28 protein-coding genes are annotated in these 24690 nt (G+C 70.3%); 11 read left to right on the top strand and 17 right to left on the bottom strand.

The annotated features are described in order from the left end of the window. Window positions 1-73: 73 nt before the first annotated feature. Genes ACZBH1_RS16270 through ACZBH1_RS16260 form a run of 3 tightly spaced genes read right to left on the bottom strand, consistent with a single transcriptional unit; the run spans window position 74 to window position 2321 of the window. A complete protein-coding gene (locus ACZBH1_RS16270; RefSeq protein WP_463646939.1) occupies window positions 74-850 on the bottom strand; it encodes a glycerophosphodiester phosphodiesterase family protein in 777 nt (258 codons plus the stop codon). Beyond that, a complete protein-coding gene (locus tag ACZBH1_RS16265) occupies window positions 847-1830 on the bottom strand; it encodes an SPFH domain-containing protein (protein WP_463646938.1) in 984 nt (327 codons plus the stop codon). The genes ACZBH1_RS16270 and ACZBH1_RS16265 overlap by 4 nt, the downstream gene beginning before the upstream one ends. Next, on the bottom strand, window positions 1827-2321 hold the full coding sequence (locus ACZBH1_RS16260) for an NfeD family protein (protein ID WP_378880713.1): 495 nt from the start codon (window positions 2319-2321) through the stop codon (window positions 1827-1829). Before ACZBH1_RS16260 ends, ACZBH1_RS16265 begins: the two co-directional genes overlap by 4 nt. 44 nt (window positions 2322-2365) lie before the next feature. Here ACZBH1_RS16260 and ACZBH1_RS16255 point away from each other — a divergent pair, with 44 nt between their 5' ends. Beyond that, window positions 2366-3139 carry an SDR family oxidoreductase gene (locus ACZBH1_RS16255; RefSeq protein ID WP_336397926.1) on the top strand — a complete coding sequence of 258 codons (774 nt, stop codon included), beginning with the start codon at window positions 2366-2368 and terminating at the stop codon, window positions 3137-3139. A 3-nt stretch (window positions 3140-3142) separates the two neighbouring features. Continuing rightward, on the top strand, window positions 3143-5119 hold the full coding sequence (locus ACZBH1_RS16250; protein WP_463646937.1) for a prolyl oligopeptidase family serine peptidase: 1977 nt from the start codon (window positions 3143-3145) through the stop codon (window positions 5117-5119). A 57-nt stretch (window positions 5120-5176) separates the two neighbouring features. Here ACZBH1_RS16250 and ACZBH1_RS16245 read toward each other — a convergent pair whose 3' ends face one another. Further along, entirely contained in the window at window positions 5177-5734 is a 558-nt protein-coding gene (locus tag ACZBH1_RS16245) for an HdeD family acid-resistance protein (RefSeq protein WP_336397928.1), read from the bottom strand. Between the two features lie 184 nt (window positions 5735-5918). Here ACZBH1_RS16245 and ACZBH1_RS16240 point away from each other — a divergent pair, with 184 nt between their 5' ends. Genes ACZBH1_RS16240 through ACZBH1_RS16230 form a run of 3 tightly spaced genes read left to right on the top strand, consistent with a single transcriptional unit; the run spans window position 5919 to window position 7503 of the window. Then, complete coding sequence (locus tag ACZBH1_RS16240; protein ID WP_336397929.1) at window positions 5919-6512, top strand: sulfite oxidase-like oxidoreductase; 594 nt, start codon at window positions 5919-5921, stop codon at window positions 6510-6512. Then, window positions 6509-7234, top strand: coding sequence for a ferredoxin reductase (locus ACZBH1_RS16235; RefSeq protein WP_463647067.1), 726 nt, complete (start codon window positions 6509-6511; stop codon window positions 7232-7234). The genes ACZBH1_RS16240 and ACZBH1_RS16235 overlap by 4 nt, the downstream gene beginning before the upstream one ends. Beyond that, entirely contained in the window at window positions 7231-7503 is a 273-nt protein-coding gene (locus ACZBH1_RS16230) for a DUF6510 family protein (protein ID WP_336397930.1), read from the top strand. Before ACZBH1_RS16235 ends, ACZBH1_RS16230 begins: the two co-directional genes overlap by 4 nt. Window positions 7504-7514: 11 nt before the next feature. On the opposite strand, the gene ACZBH1_RS16225 is transcribed toward ACZBH1_RS16230, so the two are convergent. Further along, a complete protein-coding gene (locus tag ACZBH1_RS16225) occupies window positions 7515-8435 on the bottom strand; it encodes an AEC family transporter (protein ID WP_336397931.1) in 921 nt (306 codons plus the stop codon). Between the two features lie 88 nt (window positions 8436-8523). Here ACZBH1_RS16225 and ACZBH1_RS16220 point away from each other — a divergent pair, with 88 nt between their 5' ends. Further along, window positions 8524-8973, top strand: coding sequence for a pyridoxamine 5'-phosphate oxidase family protein (locus ACZBH1_RS16220; protein WP_378880721.1), 450 nt, complete (start codon window positions 8524-8526; stop codon window positions 8971-8973). 285 nt (window positions 8974-9258) lie between these two features. Here the strand turns inward: ACZBH1_RS16220 and ACZBH1_RS16215 are convergent, their stop codons facing one another. The 3 genes from ACZBH1_RS16215 to ACZBH1_RS16205 all read right to left on the bottom strand — a co-directional run bounded on the left by ACZBH1_RS16215 (window position 9259) and on the right by ACZBH1_RS16205 (window position 10935). Then, window positions 9259-9669 carry a nitroreductase family deazaflavin-dependent oxidoreductase gene (locus ACZBH1_RS16215; RefSeq protein WP_336397933.1) on the bottom strand — a complete coding sequence of 137 codons (411 nt, stop codon included), beginning with the start codon at window positions 9667-9669 and terminating at the stop codon, window positions 9259-9261. A gap of 85 nt (window positions 9670-9754) precedes the next feature. Next, the gene (locus ACZBH1_RS16210) at window positions 9755-10084 is read right to left on the bottom strand and encodes a hypothetical protein (RefSeq protein ID WP_336397934.1); all 330 of its coding nucleotides are present in this window, start codon (window positions 10082-10084) and stop codon (window positions 9755-9757) included. Between the two features lie 623 nt (window positions 10085-10707). Next, window positions 10708-10935, bottom strand: a complete 228-nt coding sequence (locus tag ACZBH1_RS16205) for a hypothetical protein (protein ID WP_463646936.1) — start codon at window positions 10933-10935, stop codon at window positions 10708-10710. A gap of 207 nt (window positions 10936-11142) precedes the next feature. Here ACZBH1_RS16205 and ACZBH1_RS16200 point away from each other — a divergent pair, with 207 nt between their 5' ends. Then, window positions 11143-11661: a hypothetical protein gene (locus ACZBH1_RS16200; protein ID WP_463646935.1), complete on the top strand. Its 519-nt coding sequence runs from the start codon at window positions 11143-11145 to the stop codon at window positions 11659-11661. A gap of 108 nt (window positions 11662-11769) precedes the next feature. Here the strand turns inward: ACZBH1_RS16200 and ACZBH1_RS16195 are convergent, their stop codons facing one another. After that, window positions 11770-12033 carry a DUF6458 family protein gene (locus ACZBH1_RS16195; protein WP_336397938.1) on the bottom strand — a complete coding sequence of 88 codons (264 nt, stop codon included), beginning with the start codon at window positions 12031-12033 and terminating at the stop codon, window positions 11770-11772. A gap of 211 nt (window positions 12034-12244) precedes the next feature. Between ACZBH1_RS16195 and ACZBH1_RS16190 the strand changes: the two genes are divergently transcribed. Beyond that, window positions 12245-13534 (top strand): MFS transporter, encoded by a 1290-nt coding sequence (locus ACZBH1_RS16190; protein WP_463647066.1) that lies wholly within the window; start codon window positions 12245-12247, stop codon window positions 13532-13534. A gap of 30 nt (window positions 13535-13564) precedes the next feature. Here the strand turns inward: ACZBH1_RS16190 and ACZBH1_RS16185 are convergent, their stop codons facing one another. Then, on the bottom strand, window positions 13565-14011 hold the full coding sequence (locus tag ACZBH1_RS16185; protein ID WP_336397939.1) for an SRPBCC family protein: 447 nt from the start codon (window positions 14009-14011) through the stop codon (window positions 13565-13567). Continuing rightward, the gene (locus ACZBH1_RS16180; protein WP_336397940.1) at window positions 14004-14381 is read right to left on the bottom strand and encodes an ArsR/SmtB family transcription factor; all 378 of its coding nucleotides are present in this window, start codon (window positions 14379-14381) and stop codon (window positions 14004-14006) included. Before ACZBH1_RS16180 ends, ACZBH1_RS16185 begins: the two co-directional genes overlap by 8 nt. A 93-nt stretch (window positions 14382-14474) precedes the next feature. Here ACZBH1_RS16180 and ACZBH1_RS16175 point away from each other — a divergent pair, with 93 nt between their 5' ends. Beyond that, entirely contained in the window at window positions 14475-15044 is a 570-nt protein-coding gene (locus ACZBH1_RS16175) for a dihydrofolate reductase family protein (RefSeq protein WP_336397941.1), read from the top strand. A 30-nt stretch (window positions 15045-15074) separates the two neighbouring features. On the opposite strand, the gene ACZBH1_RS16170 is transcribed toward ACZBH1_RS16175, so the two are convergent. The 3 genes from ACZBH1_RS16170 to ACZBH1_RS16160 are packed head-to-tail and all read right to left on the bottom strand — an operon-like array spanning window position 15075 to window position 18294. Then, window positions 15075-15836, bottom strand: a complete 762-nt coding sequence (locus ACZBH1_RS16170; RefSeq protein WP_336397942.1) for an SGNH/GDSL hydrolase family protein — start codon at window positions 15834-15836, stop codon at window positions 15075-15077. A 25-nt stretch (window positions 15837-15861) separates the two neighbouring features. Beyond that, a complete protein-coding gene (locus tag ACZBH1_RS16165) occupies window positions 15862-17214 on the bottom strand; it encodes an MFS transporter (protein WP_463646934.1) in 1353 nt (450 codons plus the stop codon). Window positions 17215-17250: 36 nt separating this feature from the next. Beyond that, window positions 17251-18294 (bottom strand): LLM class flavin-dependent oxidoreductase, encoded by a 1044-nt coding sequence (locus tag ACZBH1_RS16160; RefSeq protein ID WP_463646933.1) that lies wholly within the window; start codon window positions 18292-18294, stop codon window positions 17251-17253. Between the two features lie 89 nt (window positions 18295-18383). On the opposite strand from ACZBH1_RS16160, the gene ACZBH1_RS16155 reads away from it, so the two are divergent. Next, the gene (locus tag ACZBH1_RS16155; protein ID WP_463646932.1) at window positions 18384-19040 is read left to right on the top strand and encodes a phosphoribosyltransferase; all 657 of its coding nucleotides are present in this window, start codon (window positions 18384-18386) and stop codon (window positions 19038-19040) included. Window positions 19041-19053: 13 nt separating this feature from the next. Here the strand turns inward: ACZBH1_RS16155 and ACZBH1_RS16150 are convergent, their stop codons facing one another. Both ACZBH1_RS16150 and polA read right to left on the bottom strand, forming a co-directional pair. Next, window positions 19054-20727 (bottom strand): DUF885 domain-containing protein, encoded by a 1674-nt coding sequence (locus ACZBH1_RS16150; protein ID WP_463646931.1) that lies wholly within the window; start codon window positions 20725-20727, stop codon window positions 19054-19056. 74 nt (window positions 20728-20801) lie between these two features. Next, the gene (polA, locus tag ACZBH1_RS16145) at window positions 20802-23459 is read right to left on the bottom strand and encodes a DNA polymerase I (RefSeq protein WP_463646930.1); all 2658 of its coding nucleotides are present in this window, start codon (window positions 23457-23459) and stop codon (window positions 20802-20804) included. Between the two features lie 79 nt (window positions 23460-23538). On the opposite strand from polA, the gene ACZBH1_RS16140 reads away from it, so the two are divergent. Next, on the top strand, window positions 23539-23970 hold the full coding sequence (locus tag ACZBH1_RS16140; protein WP_452324355.1) for a hotdog fold thioesterase: 432 nt from the start codon (window positions 23539-23541) through the stop codon (window positions 23968-23970). Window positions 23971-24029: 59 nt separating this feature from the next. Here the strand turns inward: ACZBH1_RS16140 and ACZBH1_RS16135 are convergent, their stop codons facing one another. After that, entirely contained in the window at window positions 24030-24653 is a 624-nt protein-coding gene (locus ACZBH1_RS16135; protein ID WP_336397949.1) for an ANTAR domain-containing response regulator, read from the bottom strand. Window positions 24654-24690: the final 37 nt, after the last annotated feature.

The following is a 24690-nucleotide window of genomic DNA, read 5'->3' as shown; positions in this document are numbered from 1 at the left end:
TCCGAAGGGGGGCTGTTCATCGACCTTTCACAGTGGATGCACAGGGGCGTCTGCCTGCCTTCGTCGGGGCGTGCTATCCGAGAACCTCGAGCGCGACGTCGGCGCGGTCGGTGACGATGCCGTCGACGCCCATCGCGACCAGCCGGCGCATCTCCTCAGGGTCGTTCACCGTCCACACGTGCACTTCGACCCCGTGCCGGTGGGCGGCGGCGATCAGGCGCGGCGTGACGACGCGCAGGCGTCCCTGCCGCTCGGGCACCTGCAGTGCGTCGACGCCGGCGAGGGCCCTGGCCAGCAGGCGATCCGAGCGGGCCGAGGCGGCCGCGAGCACTTTCGCGATCGTGCTCCTGCCGGCGGAGGTGGCAGGACGGATGCCGCGTCTCGCGGTCGCCGCGGCCTCCAGCGCCGCGGTCCGGCGCTGATCCGAGAAGCTCGTCACGAGCACCCGCCCGCCATGCGCCGCCACCGTCGCGCCGACGTCGGCCGCGGCATCCGCCGCCTTCACGTCGAGGTTGAACCGGAGGGTGGGGAAGGCGTCGAGCGCCTGTGCGAGCGTGACGAGGCCGCCGCGCCCGGTCATGAGCTGCTCCAGCTCGTGAACCGTGACGTCGGCGATCTTCCGCGGATCGCCGGTCACGCGCGACAGGTCGTCGTCGTGGAACAGCACGACGACACCGTCGGCGGTGCGATGGCAGTCCGATTCGACGTACCGGATCCCGGCGGAGTGGGCGTGGGCGACGGCGGCGAACGAGTTCTCGACGATGCCGTCGCGGGCATCGGACGGCGTCACCAGTCCGCGGTGGGCGAGCACCCGGGGTCGGGCGACGCCCTGGAACCACGGGTGGGTCACGGAGCCGGAGGGGCGCCCGGCGTGGTGTGGCCGCCGGGGGCGGGACCCGAGGACTGCGCACGGCCGCGGGCCGAGGCATCCGTCACCGCACCGGCGAAGGAGCCGCTCAGCCCCTTGAGGGCATCGGTGAACTCGCTCGGGATGATCCACAGCTTGCTCGAGGCGCTGTCGGCGATCTTCGGCAGCGTCTGCAGGTACTGGTAGGCCAGCAGCTTGTCGTCGGGGTTGCCGGAATGGATGGCGTCGAAGACCGTCTGGATCGCCTCGGCCTCGCCCTGCGCGCGCAGGACCGCCGCCTGCTTGTCGCCCTCGGCCTTGAGGATCTCGGCCTGCCGGCGGCCCTCGGCCTCGAGGATCTGGGACTGCTTCGAGCCCTCGGCGGTGAGGATCGTCGCGCGGCGCTCCCGCTCGGCGCGCATCTGCTTCTCCATCGAGTCCTGGATCGAGTGCGGCGGGTCGATGGCCTTCAGCTCGACACGGGAGACGCGGATGCCCCACTTGCCGGTCGCCTCGTCGAGCACCACGCGCAGCTGTCCGTTGATGTTGTCGCGGCTGGTGAGCGCTTCTTCGAGGTTGAGCCCGCCGACGACGTTGCGCAGGGTGGTCGTCGTCAGCTGCTCGACGGCGCCGAGATAGTTCGCGATCTCGTACGTCGCGGCGCGGGCGTCGGTGACCTGGAAGTAGACCACGGTGTCGATGGACACCACCAGGTTGTCCTCGGTGATCACGGGCTGCGGCGGGAACGACACGACCTGCTCGCGCATGTCGATGAGCGGACGCAGCCGGTCGATGAACGGCACCAGGAGGTTCAGGCCGGGCATGAGGGTCTTGTGGTACCGGCCCAGGCGCTCGACGATCCCGGCGTTGGCCTGCGGGATGATCCGGATCGACCGGACGATCACGACCAGCACGAAGATGAAGACCGCGATCGCGAGGAGCCAGCCGATCGCGGCGGGGACGGCCGCGGCGAAGTCGTTCATGCGTAGGGGTCTTCCTGAGCGGGGGCGAGAGGTTCGGGGGAGTCGGAGCGGACGACCGCGGTGGCGCCGTCGATGCGGCTGACGCGGACCCGCGTGCCCGGGTCGAGATCGCCCGCCTCGGTGCGCGCGGTCCAGACGTCGCCGTTCGCGAGCTTCACCTGGCCGCCGTGGGCGCCGACCGACGAGACGACGGTGCCGCCGATGCCGATGAGGGCGTCGACGTTGGACGGCGTGGGGTCCTCGCCGCGTCGCAGGCGCCGCAGCAGCGGAGGCCGCAGGAGCAGCACGAGGACGGCGGCGACGCCGGCGGCGATGATGACCTGGAGCCAGATCGGTGCTCCGAGGATGTCGGCCACCAGCCCTGCCAGGCCGCCGATGCCGAGCATCAGGAAGGTGAAATCGAGCGTGAGCATCTCGATGACGAGGAAGACGAGGATCAAGACGAGCCAGCCGATCCACGCCCACTGCTCGACGGTCTGGATGAGCTCCACGGTGCGCCTCCTCTTGCCTCGAACCTAGCAGGTAGGGTCGCTGTGTGACTGAGACACCCACCCCGATTCCCGCCGGTGCCCTGAGCGGCAGGACTGCGCTCGTGACCGGCTCGTCGCGCGGCATCGGCGCCGACACCGCGCGGTACCTCGCGCAGGGCGGCGCGAACGTCGTCATCAACTACCGCAACAAGGCCCCGCGGGCCGAGAAGCTCGCGACGGAGCTGCGCGAGCTCGGCGTCGAGGTGCTCGTCGTGGGCGCCGACCTGACCGACGCGGAGTCGGTGCAGGCGATGTTCGATGAGGTCGCCGCCGCGTTCGGAGGCCTCGACATCCTCGTGCTCAACGCATCGGGCGGCATGGAGTCCGGCATGGCAGAGGACTACGCCCTGCAACTCAACCGGGACGCGCAGGTGCGCGTGCTCGAGACCGCGCTGCCGGTGCTGCGCGAAGGCTCGCGGGTGGTCTTCGTCACCAGCCACCAGGCGCACTTCATCCGCACCACGCCGACGATGCCCGAGTACGAGCCCGTCGCGCTGTCCAAGCGGGCCGGCGAGGATGCCCTGCGCGAGCGCATCCCTGCCCTCACGGAACGCGGGGTGGAGTTCGTCGTCGTCTCCGGCGACATGATCGAGGGCACCATCACGGCCACGCTGCTCGAACGGGCCAACCCCGGCGCCATCGCGGCGCGCCGCGAGGACGCGGGCAAGCTCTACAACGTGTCGGAGTTCGCCGCCGAGGTCGCCGCCGCGGCCGTCGAGCCGGTGCCGTCAGGCAACACGCGTCTCATCGGCGACACGTCGTCGTTCGCGGGGGAGTGATCGGTGAAGGCTCGCGACATCGAGACACTCATCTCGGTCGGGCGTCCGGATGTCGCCGCTGACGGCTCCTTCGCCGTCTTCGCGACCTCGCGGCCCGACCTCGACGCCAACCGGACCGTCGGCCAGGTGTGGCGCGTCGAGCTGCCGGGCGGCACACCGCGTCGGCTGACCCGGGGCACCGCCGACACCGCGCCCCGGCTCTCGCCGGACGGCTCTCAGCTGGCGTTCCTGCGCGCGGACGGCGCGCGCAAGCCGCAGGTGCACGTCGTCGCGGCGAGCGGCGGGGAGCCCGTGCAGGCGACCGACGCCCCTCTCGGGGTGGAGCAGTTCGCGTGGTCGCCGGACGGCGCCACGATCGCGTTCCTCGCGCGCGTGCCCGAGAAGGGGCGGTACGGGAGCGTCGAGGGTCTGGAGCCCCACGCCGAGGCGCCGCGCCGGATCACCGGCGTCCGCTGGCACGCGAACGGCCTGGGCTACGCCGCCGACCGCCCCGCGCACCTGTTCGTGGTCGCGGCGCCGCAGCCCGACAGTGAGCCGTTCTACGAGCCTGCGGCGGCGGTGCGCGCCGACGACGCCGAGCCTGTCCGCAAGCGGGTCCTCGCGGCCGAGGCGCGGGCGCTCACCTCGGGGCCGACGTCGCACAGCAGGATCGTGTTCACGGCGGACGGCCGCGAGCTGCTCACGGTGCCCGATGAGATCGAGGCGGAGCGCCGCGATCTGCGCAGCCGTCTCGTCGCCGTCGCGCTCGACGGATCGGGCGTCCGCGAGGTGCTCGGCGCAGACGCGGGACTCTCGGTGCTCGACGTCGCGGTCGCCGGCGACGGCGCCATCGGCATCCTCGCCCACGAGGTCGGCGATGGTCTCGACTTCGTCGCCCCCGGCGTCGGGGTCTTCCTCCTCGAGGACACCGGCCCGCGGCGCCTCACCGACGCGGAGACGATCCACCTCGGCGAGGGGCATCTCACCGCCGTCGACGCCGACTTCCTCGCCCAGGACACCACGCGCGGCCGCGTCCGGCTGCTGCGCATCTCCCGCGAAGGGGTCATCGCCGAGGTGCTCGGCGGCGACGTCGAGGTCGGCGGGCACGCCGCCGGCGGCGGCCGGGTGGCCGCCGCGGTGTCGCGGCCCGATTCCTTCGGCGAGCTGGTGCTCGTCGGCGACGAGCCGCGGACGCTCACGGCGTTCGGTGCAGCGGCCGCGGCATCCGGCATCGTCCTGCCCCGGGAGCTCACCGTGACCGGCCGCGACGGCTACCCCGTGCACGGCTGGGTGGCGACACCCGTGGGCGAGGGTCCGTTCCCGGTGATCCTCCAGATCCACGGCGGGCCGTTCGCGGCGTACGGGGTGCACCTGTTCGACGAGACGCAGGTGCTCGTCGACGCCGGCTACGCGGTGGTCTACTGCAACCCCCGCGGCTCGGCGGGCTACGGGCGCGCGCACGGGCGAAGCATCCGTCAGCAGATGGGGACGGTGGACTTCGCCGACGTGATCGACTTCCTCGAGGGAGCGATCGCCGATGACGATCGCCTGGACGGCGGCCGCGTCGGCGTGCAGGGCGGCTCGTACGGCGGCTATCTCACGGCGTGGGTGATCGCGCACGACCACCGGTTCGCCGGGGCCATCGTCGAGCGCGGGTTCCTCGACCCGGTCTCCTTCCAGGGCACGAGCGACATCGGGTCGTTCTTCGGCGACGAGTACGTCGGCGTCTCGCCCGGCGACATCGCCCGGCAGAGCCCGATGGCGGTGGTCGGCCAGGTCACCACCCCGACGCTGGTGATGCATTCGGAGCTGGACTTCCGCTGCCCGCTCGAGCAGGCCACACGCTACTACTCCGCGCTCAAGCGCCAGGGCACCGAGGCTGAGCTGCTGGTCTTCCCCGGTGAGGATCACGAGCTCACCCGCTCGGGTCAGCCGCGCCACCGGGTCGAGCGCTTCGACGCCGTGCTGGACTGGTGGCGGCGTCACCTGCCGGTGACCTGATCGCCGCGGACGGCCCCGGGAGCGATCGCTCCCGGGGCCGTCGTCGTCAGTGCCTGATCAGAGGTCACCCTTGAAGGTGAAGGCGCGGACGATGTTGATGATGCCGAGCACGATCAGCGCGATCCCGAGCAGCCACCACAGCACGGCGGCGCCCCAGATGGGCGAGAAGAGCAGGATGATGCCCGCGATGATGCTCAGGATGGCGAAGATGACCGACCACACCTTGGATGCGGCGTCGCCGAGGGTGGACAGTGCGACGATGCCCTCGACGATCCACATGATGCCGACGAGGATGCCGAGGAACAGGGCGAGCCAGGCGGTGGCCTGTCCGAGGTTCAGCAGCGCGACGATGCCCGCGATGATGAACAGGATGCCGAGCACGATGTGCCCGACGCGCGCCCAACCGCCCTTGGTCTTGGAGAAGATCCCCAGACCGGCGTAGACGAGGCCGGCGGCGATCGCGTAGATCGCGATGATCGCGGTGACGACGGCGGCGGTCTTGCCCGGCCAGACCAGGACCAGGATGCCGACGATGACGGCGAGGACACCGCCGATCCCGAGCGCCGTGCGGATCCCGTTGACGGCCGACTTCTCGGCCTCGGATGCAGTGGACATGTGCGGCCTTTCTGAAAGTTTCCTGTACGTGGTGCGGCTAAAGCTTAGACCTCATGTCGAACTCCGGCGCAACATCGTTCGTGTGTCGTGACAGTGCTCGCCCCGCGGCAGCTCTCCGCGCTACCGTGAGCGTGCGTCGCCCCGCGATGGCGATGCGCCGGGCGAGCCGTCGGAGGGAGCTGGAATGGCCGTCATCTCGAGGGGCTTCGGCGCACGCCGTCGCGAGAGCGATCCGCGCCTTCCGCCGGGGCAGTATCTGACGGAGGACTTCCCGGTGCTGTCGGCCGGGCCGACACCGCGCGTCGACACGGGGGAGTGGCGCTTCGGCATCCGCGACGAGGCCGGCGGCGTGGTCTCCTGGACGTGGGAGGAGTTCCTGGCCCTCCCGATCGAGGATGTGCACACCGACATCCACTGCGTCACCCGCTGGTCCAAGCTCGGCACCTCGTGGCGGGGCGTCTCGCTCGACACGCTGCTCGAGGGCGTCGACACGGATGCCGGCTACGCGATGGCGCACTCGTATGGCGGGTACACCACGAACATCCCGCTCGACGAGCTGCGCGACGGCCGGGCGTGGGTCGCGTTCGAGTTCGAGGGTGAGCCGCTCGATCCGGAGCATGGGGGTCCGGCGCGTCTGCTGGTGCCCCATCTGTACTTCTGGAAGAGCGCGAAGTGGGTGCGCGGGCTGACGCTCATGGACGACGACGCGCCCGGCTTCTGGGAGCAGAACGGCTACAACATGCACGGCGACCCCTGGACCGAGGAGCGGTATTGGTGACGGTCGGGGACTGGCGTCCGGCCCGGGTCATCGACGCCGTTCCGGTGACACGCTCGGCGCGGATCCTCCGGCTCGCGGTGCCCGGCTGGCCGGGGAGCGTGGCCGGCCAGCACGTCGACGTCCGCCTGACCGCCGAGGACGGCTATCAGGCCGAGCGCTCGTACTCGCTGGGGTCGTACGGCGCCTCGGACACCATCGAGCTGGCGGTCGACGAGATCCCCGACGGCGAGGTGTCGCCCTATCTGGTGCGCGATGTGCTCCCCGGCGACGAGCTCGAGGTGAAGGGACCGCTGGGCGGCTATTTCGTCTGGCGGCCCGGGGCAGAGGGGCTCGTGCAGCTGATCGCCGGCGGCTCGGGCATCGTGCCGCTGATGGCGATCGCGAGGGCGGCGACGGATGCCGGAGCCGCGGCATCCGTTCGCCTGCTGTACTCCGTGCGCCGTGCCGAGGACGCGATATATCGCGATGAGCTGGAGCGCGGCGCGGCGGACGGGGGAGTGGCGGTCGCCTGGCGCTACACCCGCTCCGCGCCGCCCGGATGGGGCGCGGCGGTGGGACGGGTCGACCTCGATGCGCTGCGCGAGTCGACGTGGGACCCTGGACGGGAGCCGATCGTGTACGTCTGCGGTCCGACGGGTTTCGTCGAGCACGTCGCCGACGCGCTGGTCGAGCTGGGCCATCCGCCGGCGCGGATCAGGACCGAGCGCTTCGGAGGTGCATGATGCGGGCGGATATCGCCACGAGCACCGTGGACGGCAATGCCGCCGCGGGGATGCTGTGGGACGTGTTCGGTGCTGACGTCACCGCGCTCATCGGAGTCTGCGGAGGGTGCGGCGCGGCCGCGCCGATGGCCGAGGCGATCGTGGAGCTCGACGAGACGGCCGCGATCGTGCGGTGCCGCGGATGCACGCACACCCTCATCACGGTGCTGCGCGACGAGCACGGCGCCAGAGTCGTGATCGGTGCGCTGCGCGAACTCGTGCGGGCGTAGCCGGCGACCGTTCACCCGAGCAGCAGCGTCACCAGGATCAGGACGGGGACGCACCCGATCGTGGTGAGGAACACCGTGTCGCGCGAGATGGTCTCGCCGACGTCGTATCGCTGCGAGTAGTTGAACACGTTCTGCGCGGTCGGGAGAGCGGCCAGCACCGTCACCACGAGCACGTCGTGGGCGCTGAGGCCGAACACGAACTCCGCCACGGCCCACGCGACGATCGGCATCGCCACGAGCTTGAGCACGGTCGCCAGCACGATGTCCTGGCGGCGTCCGGACGGACCGAGGACGCGCTGGCCGTGCAGCGAGATGCCGTACGCGATCAGGAGGATCGGGACGCAGGCGTTCGCGATGAGCACCGCCGGTTCCATGACGATCGGCGGCAGGTCGACCCCCAGCACCGACACGAGCGTGCCGAGCACCGATCCCACGACGATGGGGTTGGTGACCACGCGGGCGACGGCCCGCCAGAGCGAGGCGCGGGCGGTGGTGACGGCATCCAGGATCGCCATCGTGATGGGCGTGAACACCAGCAGCTGCATGAGGATCACGGGGGCGGGATACGCGGCGCTGCCCAGCAGGTACAGCGACAGCGGGATGCCGATGTTGTTGGAGTTCACCTGCCCGGCGCTCAGGGCGCCGATGACCGTCTCGCCGACCGAGCGCCTCCAGGCGAGGCGGGCGACCACGGCGTACACCAGGATCACGGCGACCGCGGCGATCGCGGACACCGGCAGCAGCGCCGAGAACAGCGTTCGCACGTCCGCCTGGGCGAGCACGACGAACAGCAGGAAGGGCGACAGCACGAAGAACGTCAGGCGCGCCAGCACCGGCCGGGCGTGCTCGCCGAGGAGGTCGATGCGTCCAAGGATCCACCCGACGAGGATCGCGACGCCCACCACGACGAACCCGGTGAGCGATTCCAGCACGCTCCGAGCTTAGGGACAACGTTCTGTCGCTCCGAATCGCTCGTCACGGTCTGTCAGACTGGCACCCGCCGAGACGAAGGAGCGATGGATGCCGCAGCCCCGCGACCGTGCCGCGCGCAAGGCCGACCTGCTCGCCGCGCTGACCGCTCCGGCCGCCGACGTCTGGGTGGCCACTGCGTCCGCGGACGCGACGCCGTATCTGGTGCCGCTGTCGCTCGCGTGGATCGACGAGCGCGCCGTCATCGCCCTCGAGGGCGCATCCGTGACGGCGCGGAACCTCGCCGCGTCGAACGTCGCACGGCTCGCCCTGGGGCCGACGCGTGACGTCGCGATCATCGACGTCGCGCTCGAGCGGTCGCTCGGCGTCGACGACGACGCGCGCATCGGCGCGGCGTACGCCGCGCAGGCCGACTGGGATCCGCGCGGACTGGCCGCCTACGTCTTCCTCGTGCTGCGTCCTGTCCGCATCCAGGCCTGGCGCGAGTCGAATGAGCTCGCAGGCCGCCTGCTGATGCGGAATGGCGAGTGGCTCGTCTGAGGCCGGCGCGCTGGTCGGCTGAGCGCCGATAATGCACATTATGTCAGATCGAAGATCGACCTCTTCGCGTCTGGTTCGAATTGGCCTCTCCCCTCGACCTGCTTTGGTTGGCGCCGGACGAGCCCACTCGTCGGTGCGTCGGCGATGGTCGCGGAGTGCGTCCATGTCGCTGTCAGGCGTGACGGCGATGTCACTGGCCATCTCGGCTCCGGCAGTTTCGAGCGTCACGGTGATCGCCGCATCTCCCCTTCGCGCCGTGGCCGCGGCCGGTGCCTCGGGATGCGGTCAGACGGCGGGCGCGGCAGCCGGAGTCAGCACGATGAGCGGACTGTGCGCGATCATCTCGTCGACATCGTCTCTGCGCCATCGGCGTGCGGCGGCCTCGATGAGCGGCCGTGCTTCGCGGGGATCGGTGATCACCCGCGCCGTGGCAGGAACGTCGGCCTCGATGTCTGTCTTCAGATGCACGATGACGTTGGGGTCTGCGGTGATGTTGTGTATCCAGTCCCTTGTGCGGTCTCGACGCGGCATCCCGGTGATGAACAGCACGCCGTCCTCGTCGTGCAGGAAGATCTCGATGCGGCGCGGTAGCCCGCTACGGCGACCGGTCGTCGTCAAGTCGATGAGCTGACTTCGGTGCAGAGCGGTGCTGACGTCGTTGTCCACACCTGGTGAAGCAATCTCGCTGCTGCACACATTCCACACGACCGGTGAGATATTCCGCGCGCAACGCTGATGGCCAACGTTCCCTGCAGCAAAGCCACGTGAGTCGGCACGGGCATTACAGGTCGTAACTGTGGGCGGAAATCTGCCATTCATCAGCGGGGCTCGCGCGTTCAGCCATATGTCCGGGCGGAAGCGTGGCCAGGGCGGCCAACGTGGGATCGAGTGTCAGCACGTGCGCGATGTGTGTGGCAACGCAAGCGTCAGGGAGGTTGGGGTCGTTCACGCCATCGCCGATCGCCCAGTCCCCGTCGATGTCATGTACGACAAGCCGCGCGGGTTCAACCTGATGCAACACCGTAAGTTGAACGACGGCACCCAACGTTGCCGGGAACGCGCCTCCGGGGAATGGAAACGGAATGTGCCGGTCCATCTCCGCCCAATTCATGAGACCATCCAACACTCTGGGATGAAGAGGATTAAATCACGACGGGCGTTAGACGGTCCTCGCCTGCCTTCAGTCGCGCGGTACGCAGCGGATCGCCCTGCGGGCGGCGCTGTGCGGGACGTGGGTGTCAGCGGGGGCGCCGCACGAACGCCAGCGTGAGAAACGGAACGTGATCTCGCGGAACGACGGCGGTAAGGGTGCCGCCGCCGGGGAGCTTTGCACCCACTGCATAGACCAAGCCCGAGTTGTTCACGGAACTGGTTCATGAGGATGTGATTCGTGTGCTGCACCAGCAACGAATCGAGGGTGCTGCGCTCGGTCTCCTCACGATGCCAGGTCGTCTGCACCGCCTCCCAGAGCATCGGATACCGCATCCGCTCGACGGACTCGACCAACCAGGCCGGGCGCGCCAGGGCAGCACCTCGTCGAGCGCACGGCGCGTGGCGTCGTCGAGGTCCGCGAGGTTCACCGGGTCGGACTTGTTCACCGGGTTCCGCCACAGCGTCGCTGACATGCTGACGGTCATCGCGTCGACGCCCACGCAATCCGCCAGCGTGCAATCGCTGCCCGTTCTCGAAGCTCGCTCTCGTGCGTTCGCGCGCCGGTCCTCCGCCGCGCGGGATTCAGCCGGACTCGTCGTTCGCTGCTGCTTCGATCCAGTCGACGGCTTCATCCGAGAGAAAGAAGCCGTCAGGTCCTGACTCGCCGACCCACCATGCGCTCGAGGTGTCGGCGCCGCCTGCCGCCGCTATCTTGCTCAGCACTTCGGACGATACCGCTTCGCCGTTATGGGCAATGAGCCACGCCTTGGCGTCGGAGTCCACCTTCGCCCACCACTCGATGGTTTCCATGCGGCCACCATTGCACCGGATGAACCCGACCGAAAGCCGGTCCCTCCCCCGCGTCGGACGCCGACGCTGCAGCCGCTCCTCAGTCCTGCGACCCGCTGGCTTTGGAACACCTCGTCCCATTACGTTCGTCGTTATGAGTCTCGCCGCGGTCACGTTCAACGTCGCGAAATTCTGCAGATCAACCCTTAGCTGAACAGAGGAGTGGCATTGCCTGGTACGCGACCGCGGTTGACGACGGCCGGGTCGTTCGCGGTCGGCATCGTCGTGGCCGGCCTTCTGGCCGGTTGCTCCCAGACGAGCTCGGGCAGCCGGCACACGCTGTACGACAGCGTCGAATCGCTCGCGGCTGACAGTTCGTCGATCGTCGTGGGCACAGTGTCGACGCAGACGACGGAAGGCGGTGCGACCATCTCCTCCGTCGAGGTCACCAACGCGCCCAGCAACCCGCAGCTGGGCGCCGCTCTCGTTGACCGCCCGGAGCCCGCCGCGGTGGGCGACACCGTCGAGGTTCGACAGGATCTTCCGCCGGCGCTCGGCCTGGGCGAGGAGTACTTGCTGTTCCTGACTCCGACGATGCTGCCAGGAGAGGCCGGCGGTCAGTACTTCGTCACCGGAGCAGTCGCAGGTCTCTATATCCGGCAGGACGACGAGTTCCGGCGGGTCGTTCCGGACAGCGGCGATACCCTTCCCGACACCATCACAGCCGTCGGCATGCCGGGCGGATAGCCGTTCTCGAGCGTCGCGGGCCTCCGGGCACTACGAGAGGTCGTCCTCGCGGAGGGCGGAGAGCACTGACCGCGGGCGCGCCGTAGCGCCCGCGGTCAGGTGTGTTCGTCAGAGTCCGGCGGCGTCGTCGGTGGAAGCCGTGCTCTGGCGCGTCACGCGCTCGTTCGCGACGGGGTCCACCGCGGTGCGCGTCACGGTGTCCGAGCGGCGGCGGCGCGCCATGAGGACGAGGCCGATGATGAAGATGACGGCTCCTGCGGCCATCAGGATGTAGCCGATCATGTCGAGGTTCACCCATTCGACCTCCACGTTCACCGCGAACGCGAGGATCGCTCCGATGGCGAAGAGGGCGATGCCAGCTCCGATACTCATGCGAGGTGTCCTTTCCGGGGCGCGGCGATGGGCCCTCCCCTGCTGTGGGACGAGTTGTCCCTCGACAACCGTGACGCAGTCGCCACCGCGCGAGGAGGGTCTTGACAAACGACGCGTGAGCACTCAAAGAGCCGCGGGTGCCGGCGGCTACTGTGGAATCGTGCCCAGCCTCTCGCGTCCTCCCGCGGCGGGGCCCGGGCTGCGCGCGTGGGTGATCTGGACCGTCGGGGTGGCCGCCTATGTGCTCGCGATCACGAACCGGTCCTCCCTCAGCGCCGTCGGCGTCGATGCGGCCGCCCGGTTCGATGCCGACGCGGCGACCCTGTCGATGTTCGCGGTCGTCCAGCTGGCGGTGTACGGCGGGATGCAGATCCCCATCGGGGTGCTGCTGGACCGATACGGCGCTCGGCCCATCATGACGGTCGGCATGATCCTGATGGCGGTGGGGCAGCTCACCATGGCCCTCTCCCCCAGCGTCGGCGTCGCGATCCTCGCGCGGATGCTGCTGGGGGCGGGCGACGCGGCGATCTTCCCCGGGGTGCTGCGTCTCATCGCCACCTGGTTCCCCGCTCAGCGGGGACCGCTCATGGTGCAGTTCACCGGTATCGTCGGCCAGTCCGGGCAGCTCGTGTCGCTGGTGCCGCTGGCGGCTCTCCTCCACGCGACGAGCTGGACCATCACGTTCGGCAGCATCGCCGGGCTCGGCATCCTGTTCGCGGTGCTGGTGTTCCTGCTCATCCGCAACCATCCGCCCGACCGCGACGACGACGTGTCGGTGGACACCGACACGGGAGCGATCCGGGTCGTGACCTCCGCCGTCGACACCGGCGTCGGGATCCGCGCGGCGTGGGCGCACCCCGGCACGCGGCTGGCGTTCTGGTCCCACTTCACCACCCCGTTCGCCGGGACGGCTTTCGTCCTGCTGTGGGGTATGCCCTTCTTCACCGCCGGCGAGGGCCTCACCACCGCCCAGGCGGCCTCGGTCATGTCGCTCTACGTCGTGGTCGGCATGCTGCTCGGGCCGGTGATGGGCGAACTGTCCCGCCGCGTCCCGCATCTGCGGTCGCAGGCCCTCGTTCTGCCCACGGTCGCCGTGCAGGAGCTCGCGTGGCTCGCGGTCATCGCCTACCCCGGGCCGGCGCCGCTGTGGCTGCTCCTGGTGCTCGCGGTCGCGCTCGCGACCGGCGGCCCCGCCTCGATGATCGCGTTCGACCACGCCCGCACCCACAACCCGTCGCACCGGCTCAGCACCGCGACGGGCGTGACGAACGCCGGCGGGTTCCTGGCGGCACTGATCGCCATCCTCCTCATCGGTCTCGCCCTCGACCTGCAGGGTGCCGGAACGCCCGACACCTACAGCTTGGACGCCTTCCGCGTCGCGTTCCTGATGCAGGTGCCGCTGTGGCTGCTCGGAGCCGTGTTCATCGTGATCGAGCGCAAGCGCACCCGCATCCGGCTCGGCCTGGATCCGCCCCGCCGGCCACGCGGGCCGCGCCGCTGACGCGGCATCCGGATCGACACCGCGGCGTGGTCACGCGGTCTGCAGGCGCTCCAGCACCCGCTCGATGTCGTCGACGAACGCGTTGTAGCCGGCGATCGTCGCCGCGACCTGCTCGTCGGTGAAGTCCGACCGGTCCTGGCGGATCGTGAGGACCGTGGCGCCGTCGCTCTCCTCCAGGTCGAACAGCACGGGCAGGCCTGCGTCGTCGCCGGGCTGATCGGTGAGCGTCATGGCCAGGTGCGACGGCGGCTCGACCACCCGGTACTCGCCCGCCCAATGGATGAGACCACCGTCCGGCAGATGCATGACGGCGCGGAAGGCCCCACCCGGTCGCACGTCCATGGTCAGCGTCTCCTGCGGGACCTCCACCGCCGCGGTGCCGAACCACACGGCGAAGTGCTCGGGCCTGGTGAGGGCCTCGAAGACGAGGTCGCGCGGCGCCTGCAGGGTGCGGGTCACGGTGAAGTACTCAGTCATGGTCGTTCTCCTTCTCGGTGGATGCGACGGCCCTGCCGTCTGCGGCGCCTAGCTGCTGCAGGGCGTTGAGGTAGTGGTCGAGTGCGCCCAGACTGTCCTCCCAGAACCGCGCGTAACCGCCGATCCAGTCGGATGCCGCGGCCAGGGGTCGTGCATCGAGCCGCGCGGGCCGGTACTGGGCGTTACGGCCCCGCGTGACGAGGCCCGCCCCCTCGAGCACCCGGAGGTGCTTCGAGATCGCGGCGAACGTCATGTCGAACGGCTCTGCGAGCTCGCCCACCGTCGCCTCCCCGTCGGCGAGCCGCGCCAGGATGGCACGACGCGTGGGGTCGGCGAGAGCCGCGAACGTGCGGCTCAGGGTGTCGGCCACGGGACTCCTCCTTTGTTCAACCGGTAGGTACAATACCGATCGGTTGAACAAACGTCAATACCCGGTGTCGTATCCCCGCGATACCGTCACGACATGCCTCGCGTCATCTTCTACACTGCGACCACCCTCAACGGGTTCCTGGCCGACGACGACGACTCGCTCGAGTGGCTGTTCGCCGCCCCGGGCGGCGAGGGCGGCGACGCCGACTTCCAGCGGTTCCTCGCGGGCATCGGCGTACTCGTGCAGGGGTCGTCGACCTACCGGTGGGTGCTCGAGCACGAGGACCTCGTCGCGCATCCGGAGAAATGGCCGGCGTACTACGGCGAGCGGCCCACGTGGGTCTTCACCACGCGGGAGCTGCCGGTGGTCCCTGGGGCAGACGTCCGCTTCGCGGCCGGAGACGTGCGTGACGCCTGGCCGCAGATCCGCGACGCCGCCGGCGACCGCGATGTGTGGGTCGTGGGAGGGGGCGATCTCGCCGGACAGTTCGCCGATGCCGGGCTCCTCGACGAGATCCGCGTGTCCGTCGCGCCGGCCACGCTCCCATCGGGCAAGCCGCTCCTCCCCCGCCGCCTCGGCGCCGATCGGCTCGAGCTGCTCTCCGCGCGCCAGGCCGGCGCCTTCGCCGAGCTCACCTACCGGCTGAAGGGCGAACCGGGCTGAGGGCTGCAGTCGGCCCGGTCGGGGGCCGCGTCAGGCGGCTGAGGGGGCGAACGCGGTCCACTGAGCGAATTTGGCGGTCCGGCCGTCGCCCGACGAGGTTCCGGTGAGCCGGCGCCGCACCCAAGGCCCGACGTGGTCACGGTAGTAGGCCGCTCCGCGCGCGCCGGCGCCCGGCAGCGGATCGAGCGACCACCATGAGGCGGGCACCTCGAGTCCGAGGGCGTCGAGCACGCGTGCCGCGACGCGGTGATGGCCGCGCGAGTTCATGTGGAGGCGGTCCTCCGACCAGTACGGCGGGCTCGCGAGCTCCTCGTCGAACCAGTTGTAGGCGCGGACGATGTCGGAGCGAGCCGACAGCCGGGCCTCGACCGCGTGCGAGAGCAGGTCCCCCCGGCGCTGGATGACGCGTCGCAGCGGCAGCTGGCGCGTCGGGTTCGCGCCCGACAGGACGATGAGCTGCACGCCCTCCTCGTCGCAGCGACGCAGGACGGTGTCGAACGCCTCCACGACCCGCGCCACGCTCGTGCGCGGGCGCAGCATGTCGTTGCCGCCCCCGTTGAACGACAGGTGCGTCGGCTTGAGAGCCAGAGCGGGCTCGAGCTGCTCCTCGACGATCGGCCACACGAGCTTGCCCCGGATGGCCAGATTGGCGTAGTCGATCGCCTCGCCGGCGGCATCCGCCCACCCCTGCGCCACGAGGTCCGCCCAGCCGCGCACGCGTCCGTCGGGAAGCTCGTCGCCCACGCCCTCGGTGAAGGAGTCGCCGATGGCGACGTATCGAACGGATGCCACGACCCCAGCCTACGACCGCCACCGGTCACCGGTCGTCGAGCGCCGCCCCCCGCCGGTCGACGAGGCCCCACGCCGCGGCGGCCGCGACGGCGAAGAACACCGCGAACACCACGAACAGCGTCGGCGCCCCGCCCGCCATCAGCAGCGGCGGCACGACGAGCGGCGCGACGATGGACGCGATGCGGCCGGCGCCGGCCGCCCAGCCCGTGCCGGTGGCGCGCAGCGACGTGGGGTACATCTCCGGGCTCACCGCGTAGAGCGCGCCCCACGCCCCGAGATTGAAGAACGACAGCGCCATGCCGGCCGCGATGATCACGCCCGGCGATCCGGCCGTGCCGAAGAAGACCGCCGATGCTGCGGAGCCGATGAGGAACACCGAGAGCGTCGCCCGCCGGCCCCAGACCTCGATCAGCCAGGCCGCGACGGCGTAGCCGGGCAGCTGCGCCAGCGTGATGATGAGCGTGAAGCCGAACGAGCGCACCAGGTCGTATCCCTGCGCGACAAGGATCGACGGGATCCAGATGAACGCGCCGTAGTACGAGAAGTTGACGCAGAACCACACCAGCCACAGGCACGCCGTGCGCACGCGGAACTCGGCCGACCACAGCGCACCGAGCCGCTCCCCGAGGGAGGTCGCCTTCGCCGGTGACGCGACAGGCCTGCCGGCGGCCGGAGCCGCCGTGACGCCCGCCGCCTCCTCGAAGGTGCGCACGACCGACTCCGCCTGCGTGAACCTCCCGCGCCGCTCCAGCCACCGCGCCGATTCCGGCAGCCCCCAGCGCACGACGAGCGCGTAGACGGCCGGGATGGCGCCCAGTGCGAACGCCCAGCGCCAGCCGTTCTCGGAGGACGGGATCACGAAGTAGCCGATCAGCGCAGCGAGCGTCCACCCGACGGCCCAGAACGCCTCCAGGATGACGATCAGGCGCCCGCGGATGCGCGCGGGAGCGAACTCGCTCACGTAGGTGCTGGCCACCGGGAGCTCGGCGCCGAGGCCGAGGCCGACGAGGAACCTCAGCACGAGCAGTGCCGCCAGCCCGCCGACGAGGGCGCTCGCGCCGGTCGCCACGCCGTAGACGAGCAGAGTCAGGGCGAACACCTGCCGCCGGCCGAAGCGGTCGGCCAGCAGGCCGCCGACGCTCGCGCCGATGGCCATGCCCACGAACCCGATCGACGCGATCCACGCGGTCTCGCTCGGCTGGAGGCTCCACTGCGAGGCGAGGGCCGCGATCACGAACGAGATGAGACCGACGTCCATCGCGTCCAGTGCCCAGCCGACCCCCGAGCCGGTGAGCACGCGCAGGTGCGCGCGGGTGAACGGCAGGCGGTCGAGACGCTGCGAGAGCGTCGACGACATACGGGTTCCGGCATCCGTCATAGCGTCATGCTACGGATGCCGCGGACCCGGCGGGGCTCACGACAGCATGTCGCGCACGAGCGGGGCCACCTCGGTGCCGAAGAGCTCGATCGAGCGCATCATCTTCTCGTGCGACAGCGTGCCGGTGGAGAACTTCATGTCGAACCGCGACGCGCCGAGCGTTCGCACCGTGTTGGCGATCTTGCGGGCCACCGTCTCGGGCGAGCCGACGTACAGTGCGCCGTCGGGCCCGACATCGTGCTGGAAGCGGAGCCGGTTGTACGTGGGCCAGCCGCGCTCCCGTCCGATCGAGTTGTTCATCGCCTCGAAGCCCTCGTAGGCCTCGTCCCAGGCCTGCTGGTCGGTCTCGGCGATGTGGCCGGGCGAGTGCACGCCCACGGGCAGCTGCGGCTGATCGAACGTCTCGAGCGACCGGCGGTACAGGTCGGCGAACGGCCGGAAGCGGGCGGCGGGGCCGCCGATGATCGCAAGCATGAGCCCGTAGCCGTACCGCGCGGCGCGGACCGCCGACTCGGGTGTGCCGCCGACGCCCACCCACGCCCGGAGCCCGTTCTCGGTCTTCGGGAACACGTCGGCGCCCTCCAGTGGAGCGCGCATCGTGCCGCTCCAGGTGACCGGCTTCTCCGTCAGCAGCTGCGAGAAGAGGTCGAGCTTCTCGTCGAAGAGGGCCTCGTAGTCGCGCAGGTCGAACCCGAACAGCGGGAACGACTCGATGAACGACCCGCGGCCGAGGATCACCTCGGCGCGGCCGTGGGAGACGGCATCGAGCGTGGCGAAGCGCTCGAAGACCCGCACGGGGTCGTCGCTGGAGAGCACGGTGACGGCGGTGCCGAGGTGGATCCGCTCCGTGCGCGCGGCGGCTGCCGCCAGGACGATCTCGGGGCTCGAGATGGCGAACTCCCGGCGGTGGTGCTCCCCCACCCCGAAGAACGACAGTCCGACGCGGTCGGCGAGCACGGCCTGCTCCACGACGTTGCGGATGGTCTGCGCGTCGCTGAGCAGCTCGCCCGACGCATCGCGGGTCACGTCGCCGAACGTGTCCAGTCCGAGCTCGATGGTGGCAGGGTCGACAGAGGTCATTGCGTCTCCTTCTATGCGATTGCATGAACCTTGCCGGTCGGCGCGGCATTCCCGAGACGTGCAGACCGCATGGGCGTAGCGTGTGGGGCATGGCCCTCTTCGCGGATCGACGGGCAGCCGGGCGGGAGCTGGCGGGCGCGCTCAGCCGGTGGCGGGGAACGGATGCCGTCGTGCTCGGCATCGCCCGCGGCGGTGTCGTGGTCGCCGCCGCCGTGGCACAGGAGCTCGGCCTCCCCCTCGATGCCGTCGTGGTGCGCAAGCTCGGGGCGGCCGGCCATGAGGAGTTCGCCGTCGGGGCCATCGCCGAGGGCGTCAGGATCGTCACCCCCGGGGCGGTCCGATGGGCGGGGATGTCCGAGGGCGACGTCGAGCGCGTCGAGGAGGCCGAACGCGAGGAGCTGCAACGGCGGACGGATGCCTACGGCTCGCGTCCGGCTGATCTGACCGGCCGCACGGCTCTTGTCGTGGACGACGGCGTGGCGACGGGCGCGAGCGCGGTCGCCGCCTGCCGTGCGGTCAGGGCGCGCGGCGCGACGCGCGTGGTCCTCGCGGTGCCCGTCGCGCCGCACCGGTGGCGGGCGCCCGCGGATGCCGTCGACGAGTTCGTGTGCCCGCACCGCGAGGCGGACTTCTGGGCCGTGGGTCAGTACTACGACGACTTCGGCCAGACGACCGACGCCGAGGTCGTCGCCCTGCTCGCCGGCGACGGAGGAGGCTCAGCGACCGGCGCTGAGGACGATCGCTGAGCCTCGTCGCACGTCAGCGGGACAACGCGGCGCGAAGCGTGTCGAGTCCGACGCCTCCGATGTCGAGCGCCCGCTTGTGGAACTGCTTGATCGAGAACGCGTCGCCCTCGCGCTCGGCCACGTCGTCGCGCAGCTGCTCCCAGATGCGCTGGCCGACCTTGTAGGACGGCGCCTGGCCGGGCCAGCCGAGGTAGCGGTTGACCTCGAACTTCACGAACTCCTCGGGCATGTTGACGTTGCGCAGCATGAAGTCCAGCGCGAAGTCCGCGTCCCACGGTCCCTGCTCGTCGGGGCGCTGCTTCTCGAGGTGCACGCCGATGTCGAGCACCACGCGCGCGGCGCGCATGCGCTGGCCGTCGAGCATGCCCAGCCGGTCCGCCGGGTCGGAGAGGTAGCCCAGCTGCTCCATGAGGCGCTCGGCGTACAGCGCCCATCCCTCGGCGTGGCCCGACGTCCCCGCCAGGAGCCGGCGATACGTGTTGAGCTGCGCGCGGTTGTAGACCGCTTGGGCGATCTGCAGGTGGTGACCGGGGACGCCCTCGTGATAGACCGTCGTGAGCTCGCGCCAGGTGTCGAACTCCTCCACGCCCTCCGGCACCGACCACCACATACGGCCGGGCCGCGAGAAGTCGTCGGTCGGGCCGGTGTAGTAGATCCCGCCTTCCTTCGTCGGCGCGATCATGCACTCCAGCGTGCGGATCGGCTCGGGGATGTCGAAGTGGGTCCTGCCCAGCTCGGCGACGGCGCGGTCGCTGGTCTCCTGCATCCACTTCTGGAGCGCATCGGTGCCGTGGAGCTTGCGGCTGGCATCCTGCTCGAGGAAGGCCACCGCCTCCTCGACGGATGCACCGGGCTTGATCTCGTTCGCGATCGACTCCTGCTCCGCGACCATGCGGGCCAGCTCCTCGATGCCCCACTCGTACGTCTCGTCGAGATCGACGGTCGCTCCCAGGAACCGGCGGGAGTGCAGCGCGTACAGCTCGCGGCCGACGGCGTCCTTCTCCGTCGCCGCGGGCGCCAGCTCGGCGGTGAGGAACGACGCGAGCTCGTCGTAGGCGACGCGGGCGGCGTTGGCGTTGTCGGCGACCTCGCGCGCGAGCGACGCGGGCAGCTGGCCCTCCGCCGGGGCCGCTTCGGCCGCGAATGTGGCGAAGAAGCCGCCGTCGGCGGTGTAGCGGGCGATCTGCGTCGCGACCTCCACCACCTGGCGGCGGGCCGGCACGACGCCCTGGGCGATGCCCTCGCGCAGCGATGCGACGTAGCCGTCGATGGCGCCGGGCACCGCGCCGAGGCGCGTGGCGACGACGGACCAGTCGTCGGCCGTCGCCGTGGGCATGAGGTCGAACGCCGAGCGGATGTTCTGCGCGTGCGATGCGATGACGTTGAGGTCGCGCAGGTGCCACTTCGCGTCGTGGAGGTCCAGTCCGAGCTGGATCTCGCGCGCGAGGTCGTCCTGGGTGACGGCGTCCACATCATCGGCCGGTGTGGCGGCCTGCAGCGCGGTCAGGGTCTTGCGGCCCTCTTCGACCAGGCGCTCGTGCCCCTGCGGGCTGTAGTCGCCGAACCGGTCGTTGTACTCCGAGCGGCCGATGTACGTCGCGAGCGTCGGTTCGAGCTCGGCGAGGGTGTCGACCCACGCATCTGCGATCTTGTCGATCTGCGTGGGTGTGCGGGATTCGTCAGTCATGGCTCCGAGCCTAGGGACGAGACGTGGTGCCGCCAAACGGGACTTCGAGTCTCTCCGCCGCGCCCGGCGCAGGCTCAGTGGCCGGCGGCGTTCCAGTCGTCTCCGCGGCCGATCTGCACGTCGAGCGGCACCGAGAGCTGCGCGGCGTCGCCCATGCGCGAGCGGACGATGCGCTCCGCCGCCTCCCACTCCCCCGGCGCCACCTCGATCACGAGCTCGTCGTGGATCTGGAGCAGCACCCGTGAGGTGAGACCCTCGGCGGCGAAGTCGTCGTGGATGTGGAACAGCGCGATCTTCATGATGTCGGCGGCGCTGCCCTGGATGGGCGCGTTGAGCGCCGCCCGTTCGGCGTTCTCGCGCAGCACGCGGTTGGGGCTGGCGAGATCGGGGAACGGGCGACGGCGGCCGAAGATCGTCTCGGTGTACCCGTCGATCCGGGCCTGCTCGACCGACGAGCGCAGGTAGTCGCGCACCGCGCCGAAACGGGCGAAGTACTCCATCATCAGCTGCTTCGCCTCGGCCTGTTCGATGCGCAGCTGCTTGGAGAGCCCGAAGGCGGACAGGCCGTAGACGAGACCGTACGACATCGCCTTGACCTTGGTGCGCATGGCGGGGGTGACGTCCTCGGGCGCGACGCCGAACACCCGGGAGCCCACGAAGCGGTGAGTGTCCTCCCCCGAGTTGAAGGCCTCGATCAGACCGGGGTCCTCCGACAGGTGCGCCATGATGCGCATCTCGATCTGCGAGTAGTCGGCGGTCAGCAGCGTCTCGTATCCCTCGCCCACCGTGAAGGCGGAGCGGATGCGCCTGCTCTCTTCGGTGCGGATCGGGATGTTCTGCAGGTTGGGGTCGGTGCTCGACAGCCGGCCGGTCTGGCTGCCGGTCTGCACGTACGTGGTGTGGATGCGTCCGTCGGCGCCCGCCGAGCGGTCTGCGCCGATCGCCGTGTCGAGCGACTCGATGATCTGGCGCAGCTTCGTCGCCTCGCGGTGCTGGAGCAGCAGGTCCAGGAACGGGTGCGGGTTGGTCTCCTGCAGGTCGGCGAGGACCGCGGCGTCCGTGGAGTATCCGGTCTTCGTCTTGCGGGTCTTCGGCAGCTGCAGCTCTTCGAAGAGCACCTCCTGCAGCTGCTTCGGCGAGCCGAGGTTCACCTCGCGGCCGATCGCCGCATACGCCTGCGCAGCCAAGGCGTCGGCGCGCGCGCCGAGCTCTCCGGAGAAGGCCGAGAGGCGCTCGTGCGAGACCGCGACGCCTGCCAGCTCCATGTCGGCGAGCGTGTGCAGGGTCGGAAGCTCGATGTCGGTGAGCACCTTCGTGACGCTCGGGGGCATCTCGGACTGCAGGGCGCGGGCCACGCGCAGCGTGTACCACGACAGCTGCCCGGTGGTCGCGCCCTCCGTCTCGGGTACGAGCTGTGCGGGATCGGACTCGGGCAGTCGCTCGTCGAGGTAGCGGTCGACGAGGTCGGCGAGGTTCTTGTCGGGGAGGCTGGGCCGCTGCAGCCAGCCGCCGAGGATGACGTCGAAGACGAGCCCGCCCAGCCGCAGTCCGGCGCGGCGGAGCGCCTTGACCTGCGGCTTGGCGTCGGCGAGGACCTTCGGCTCGTCGGACGTCAGCCAGGGGGTCAGCGCCTCCTGCAGCTCGGGCGTCCATGCCGCTTCGGCGGCGGCATCGCCGATCGCCGCACCGATGCGCGCCGGCTGCCCGCCCTCGACGACGACCGTCACGCCGACCTCGCTCGTGGTGGCCGCGAGCCAGGCGGCGAAGTCCGTCGGCGAGAGCTCCTGTGCGACGGGGGCGAGCTCGGCCGCTGCCGACGTGACCGCGGCCATCTGCTGCTCGATGCCGGCCAGCTCGGCGACACGCGGGATGAGCGTCTTGAACTCGAGCCGGGAGAAGATGTCGCGCACCGCCTGGGCGTCCATCGGCTGCACCTCGAGGTCGTCGGGACCGAACGGCAGCTCGACGTCTGTCAGCAGGCGATTGAGGCGCCGGTTGCGGCGCACGTCGTCGAGGTGCTCGCGCAGGTTGCCGCCGACGACGCCCTTGATGGAATCCGCGCCCTCGAGCAGGGCGTCGAGCGAGCCGAACTGGGTCAGCCACTTCACCGCGGTCTTCTCGCCCACCTTCGGAACGCCGGGGAGGTTGTCGCTGGTCTCGCCGACCAGGGCGGCGATGTCGGGATACTGCTCGGGCGGCACGCCGTAGCGCTCGATGACGGCCTCCCGGTCGTAGCGCTTGAGTTGGGAGACGCCCTGCACGTTCGGGTACAGCAGTGTGATGTCGTCGTTCACCAACTGGATGGTGTCGCGGTCGCCGGAGCAGACGAGGACCTGGAAGCCCTGCGCCGCACCCTGGGTGGCGAGAGTCGCCAGGATGTCGTCGGCTTCGATGTCCTCCTGCGAGAGCGTGCGGATGCTCATCGCCGCCAGGCAGTCCTGCAGGAGCGGGATCTGGCCCTTGAACTCGCTGGGCGTCTCGGAGCGGTTGGCCTTGTACTCGCTGTACTCCCGCGTGCGGAAGGATTGCCGGGACGTGTCGAACGCGACGGCGAGGTGGGTGGGCTTCTCCGCCTTGATGAGATTGATCAGCATCGCCAGGAATCCGTAGATCCCGTTGGTGTGCTGGCCGTCCTTCGTCGAGAAGTTGTCGACCGGGAGGGCGTAGAAGGCCCGGTACGCCAGCGAATGGCCGTCGACGACGAGAAGGGTAGGCTTTGCGGTGTCCGTCACCCTGCAAGCCTAGCCAGGGGCGGCGACAGTCCCTCCCGCGCGGAACGCCCCTCCCGCCGCCCGAACCGAGAGTCCTGCCATGCCCGAGCACTCCCCCTCCGCCGTCGACGGACTCGCGTGGGCGGCGAATCGCGGCATGGGCGCGCTGGCCGAGAAGATGGGGATCGTCTTCACGGAGTTCTCGGTGGAGCGCGCGGTGGCGACCATGCCCGTCGAGGGCAACACGCAGCCCGTCGGGCTCCTGCACGGCGGTGCGTATGTGGTGCTGGGCGAGTCCCTCGGCTCGATGGCGGCGAACCTCTATGCCGGGCCCGGACGTCTGGCCGTCGGCGTGGACATCAACGCCACGCACACGCGCTCGGCCACGTCCGGGGTCGTCACGGGAGTGTGCACGCCCGTACACCTCGGGCGCGGCATCACCGTCCACGAGATCGTGGTCACGGACGAGCAGGGGCGCCGCTGCTCGACGGTGCGCATCACGAACCACATCACGCAGCGGCCGCAGCGCTGATCCTCACGCCAAGAGCGGATGCCCCGATCGAGGCATCCGCTCCTGCAAAGCGTGCGCGGTCAGCCCTTCTTCGGCGCGAGCTGCTCGATGATCGCCTTGGCGACGTCCTGCATCGTGAGGCGGCGGTCCATCGACGCCTTCTGGATCCACCGGAAGGCCTCGGGCTCGCTCAGGCCCATCTTCTCGTTGAGGAGGCCCTTGGCGCGATCGACGAGCTTGCGGGTCTCGAAGCGCTCGACCATGTCGGCGACCTCGGCCTCGAGCGTGATGATCTGCTCGTAGCGGGCGAGGGCGATCTCGATGGCGGGAAGCAGGTCGTTCGGCGTGAACGGCTTCACCACGTACGCCAGCGCGCCGGCCTCGCTGGCGCGCTCGACCAGCTCCTTCTGGCTGAAGGCCGTCAGCAGCACCACGGGGGCGATGTGGTTCTTGCTGAGCTTCTCGGCGGCGGAGATGCCGTCGAGCTGCGGCATCTTGACGTCCATGATCACCAGGTCCGGCCGCAGCTCGGTCGCCAGCTGGACGGCCGTCTCGCCGTCGCCTGCCTCGCCGACGACGTCGAACCCGTTGTCGCGGAGGATCTCGACGATGTCGAGGCGGATGAGCGACTCATCCTCCGCGACGACGACACGACGGGGTGTGGAGGCCGTGGGGGCGGCGTTCTGCTCCTGCTCAGTCACCATTGAATCCTACGGTATGGTCAATCGCGGACGCGCGGCA

This window comes from Microbacterium sp. ZXT2-5 (assembly GCF_055329545.1).
This window is presented reverse-complemented; position numbering and strand designations above follow the sequence as displayed.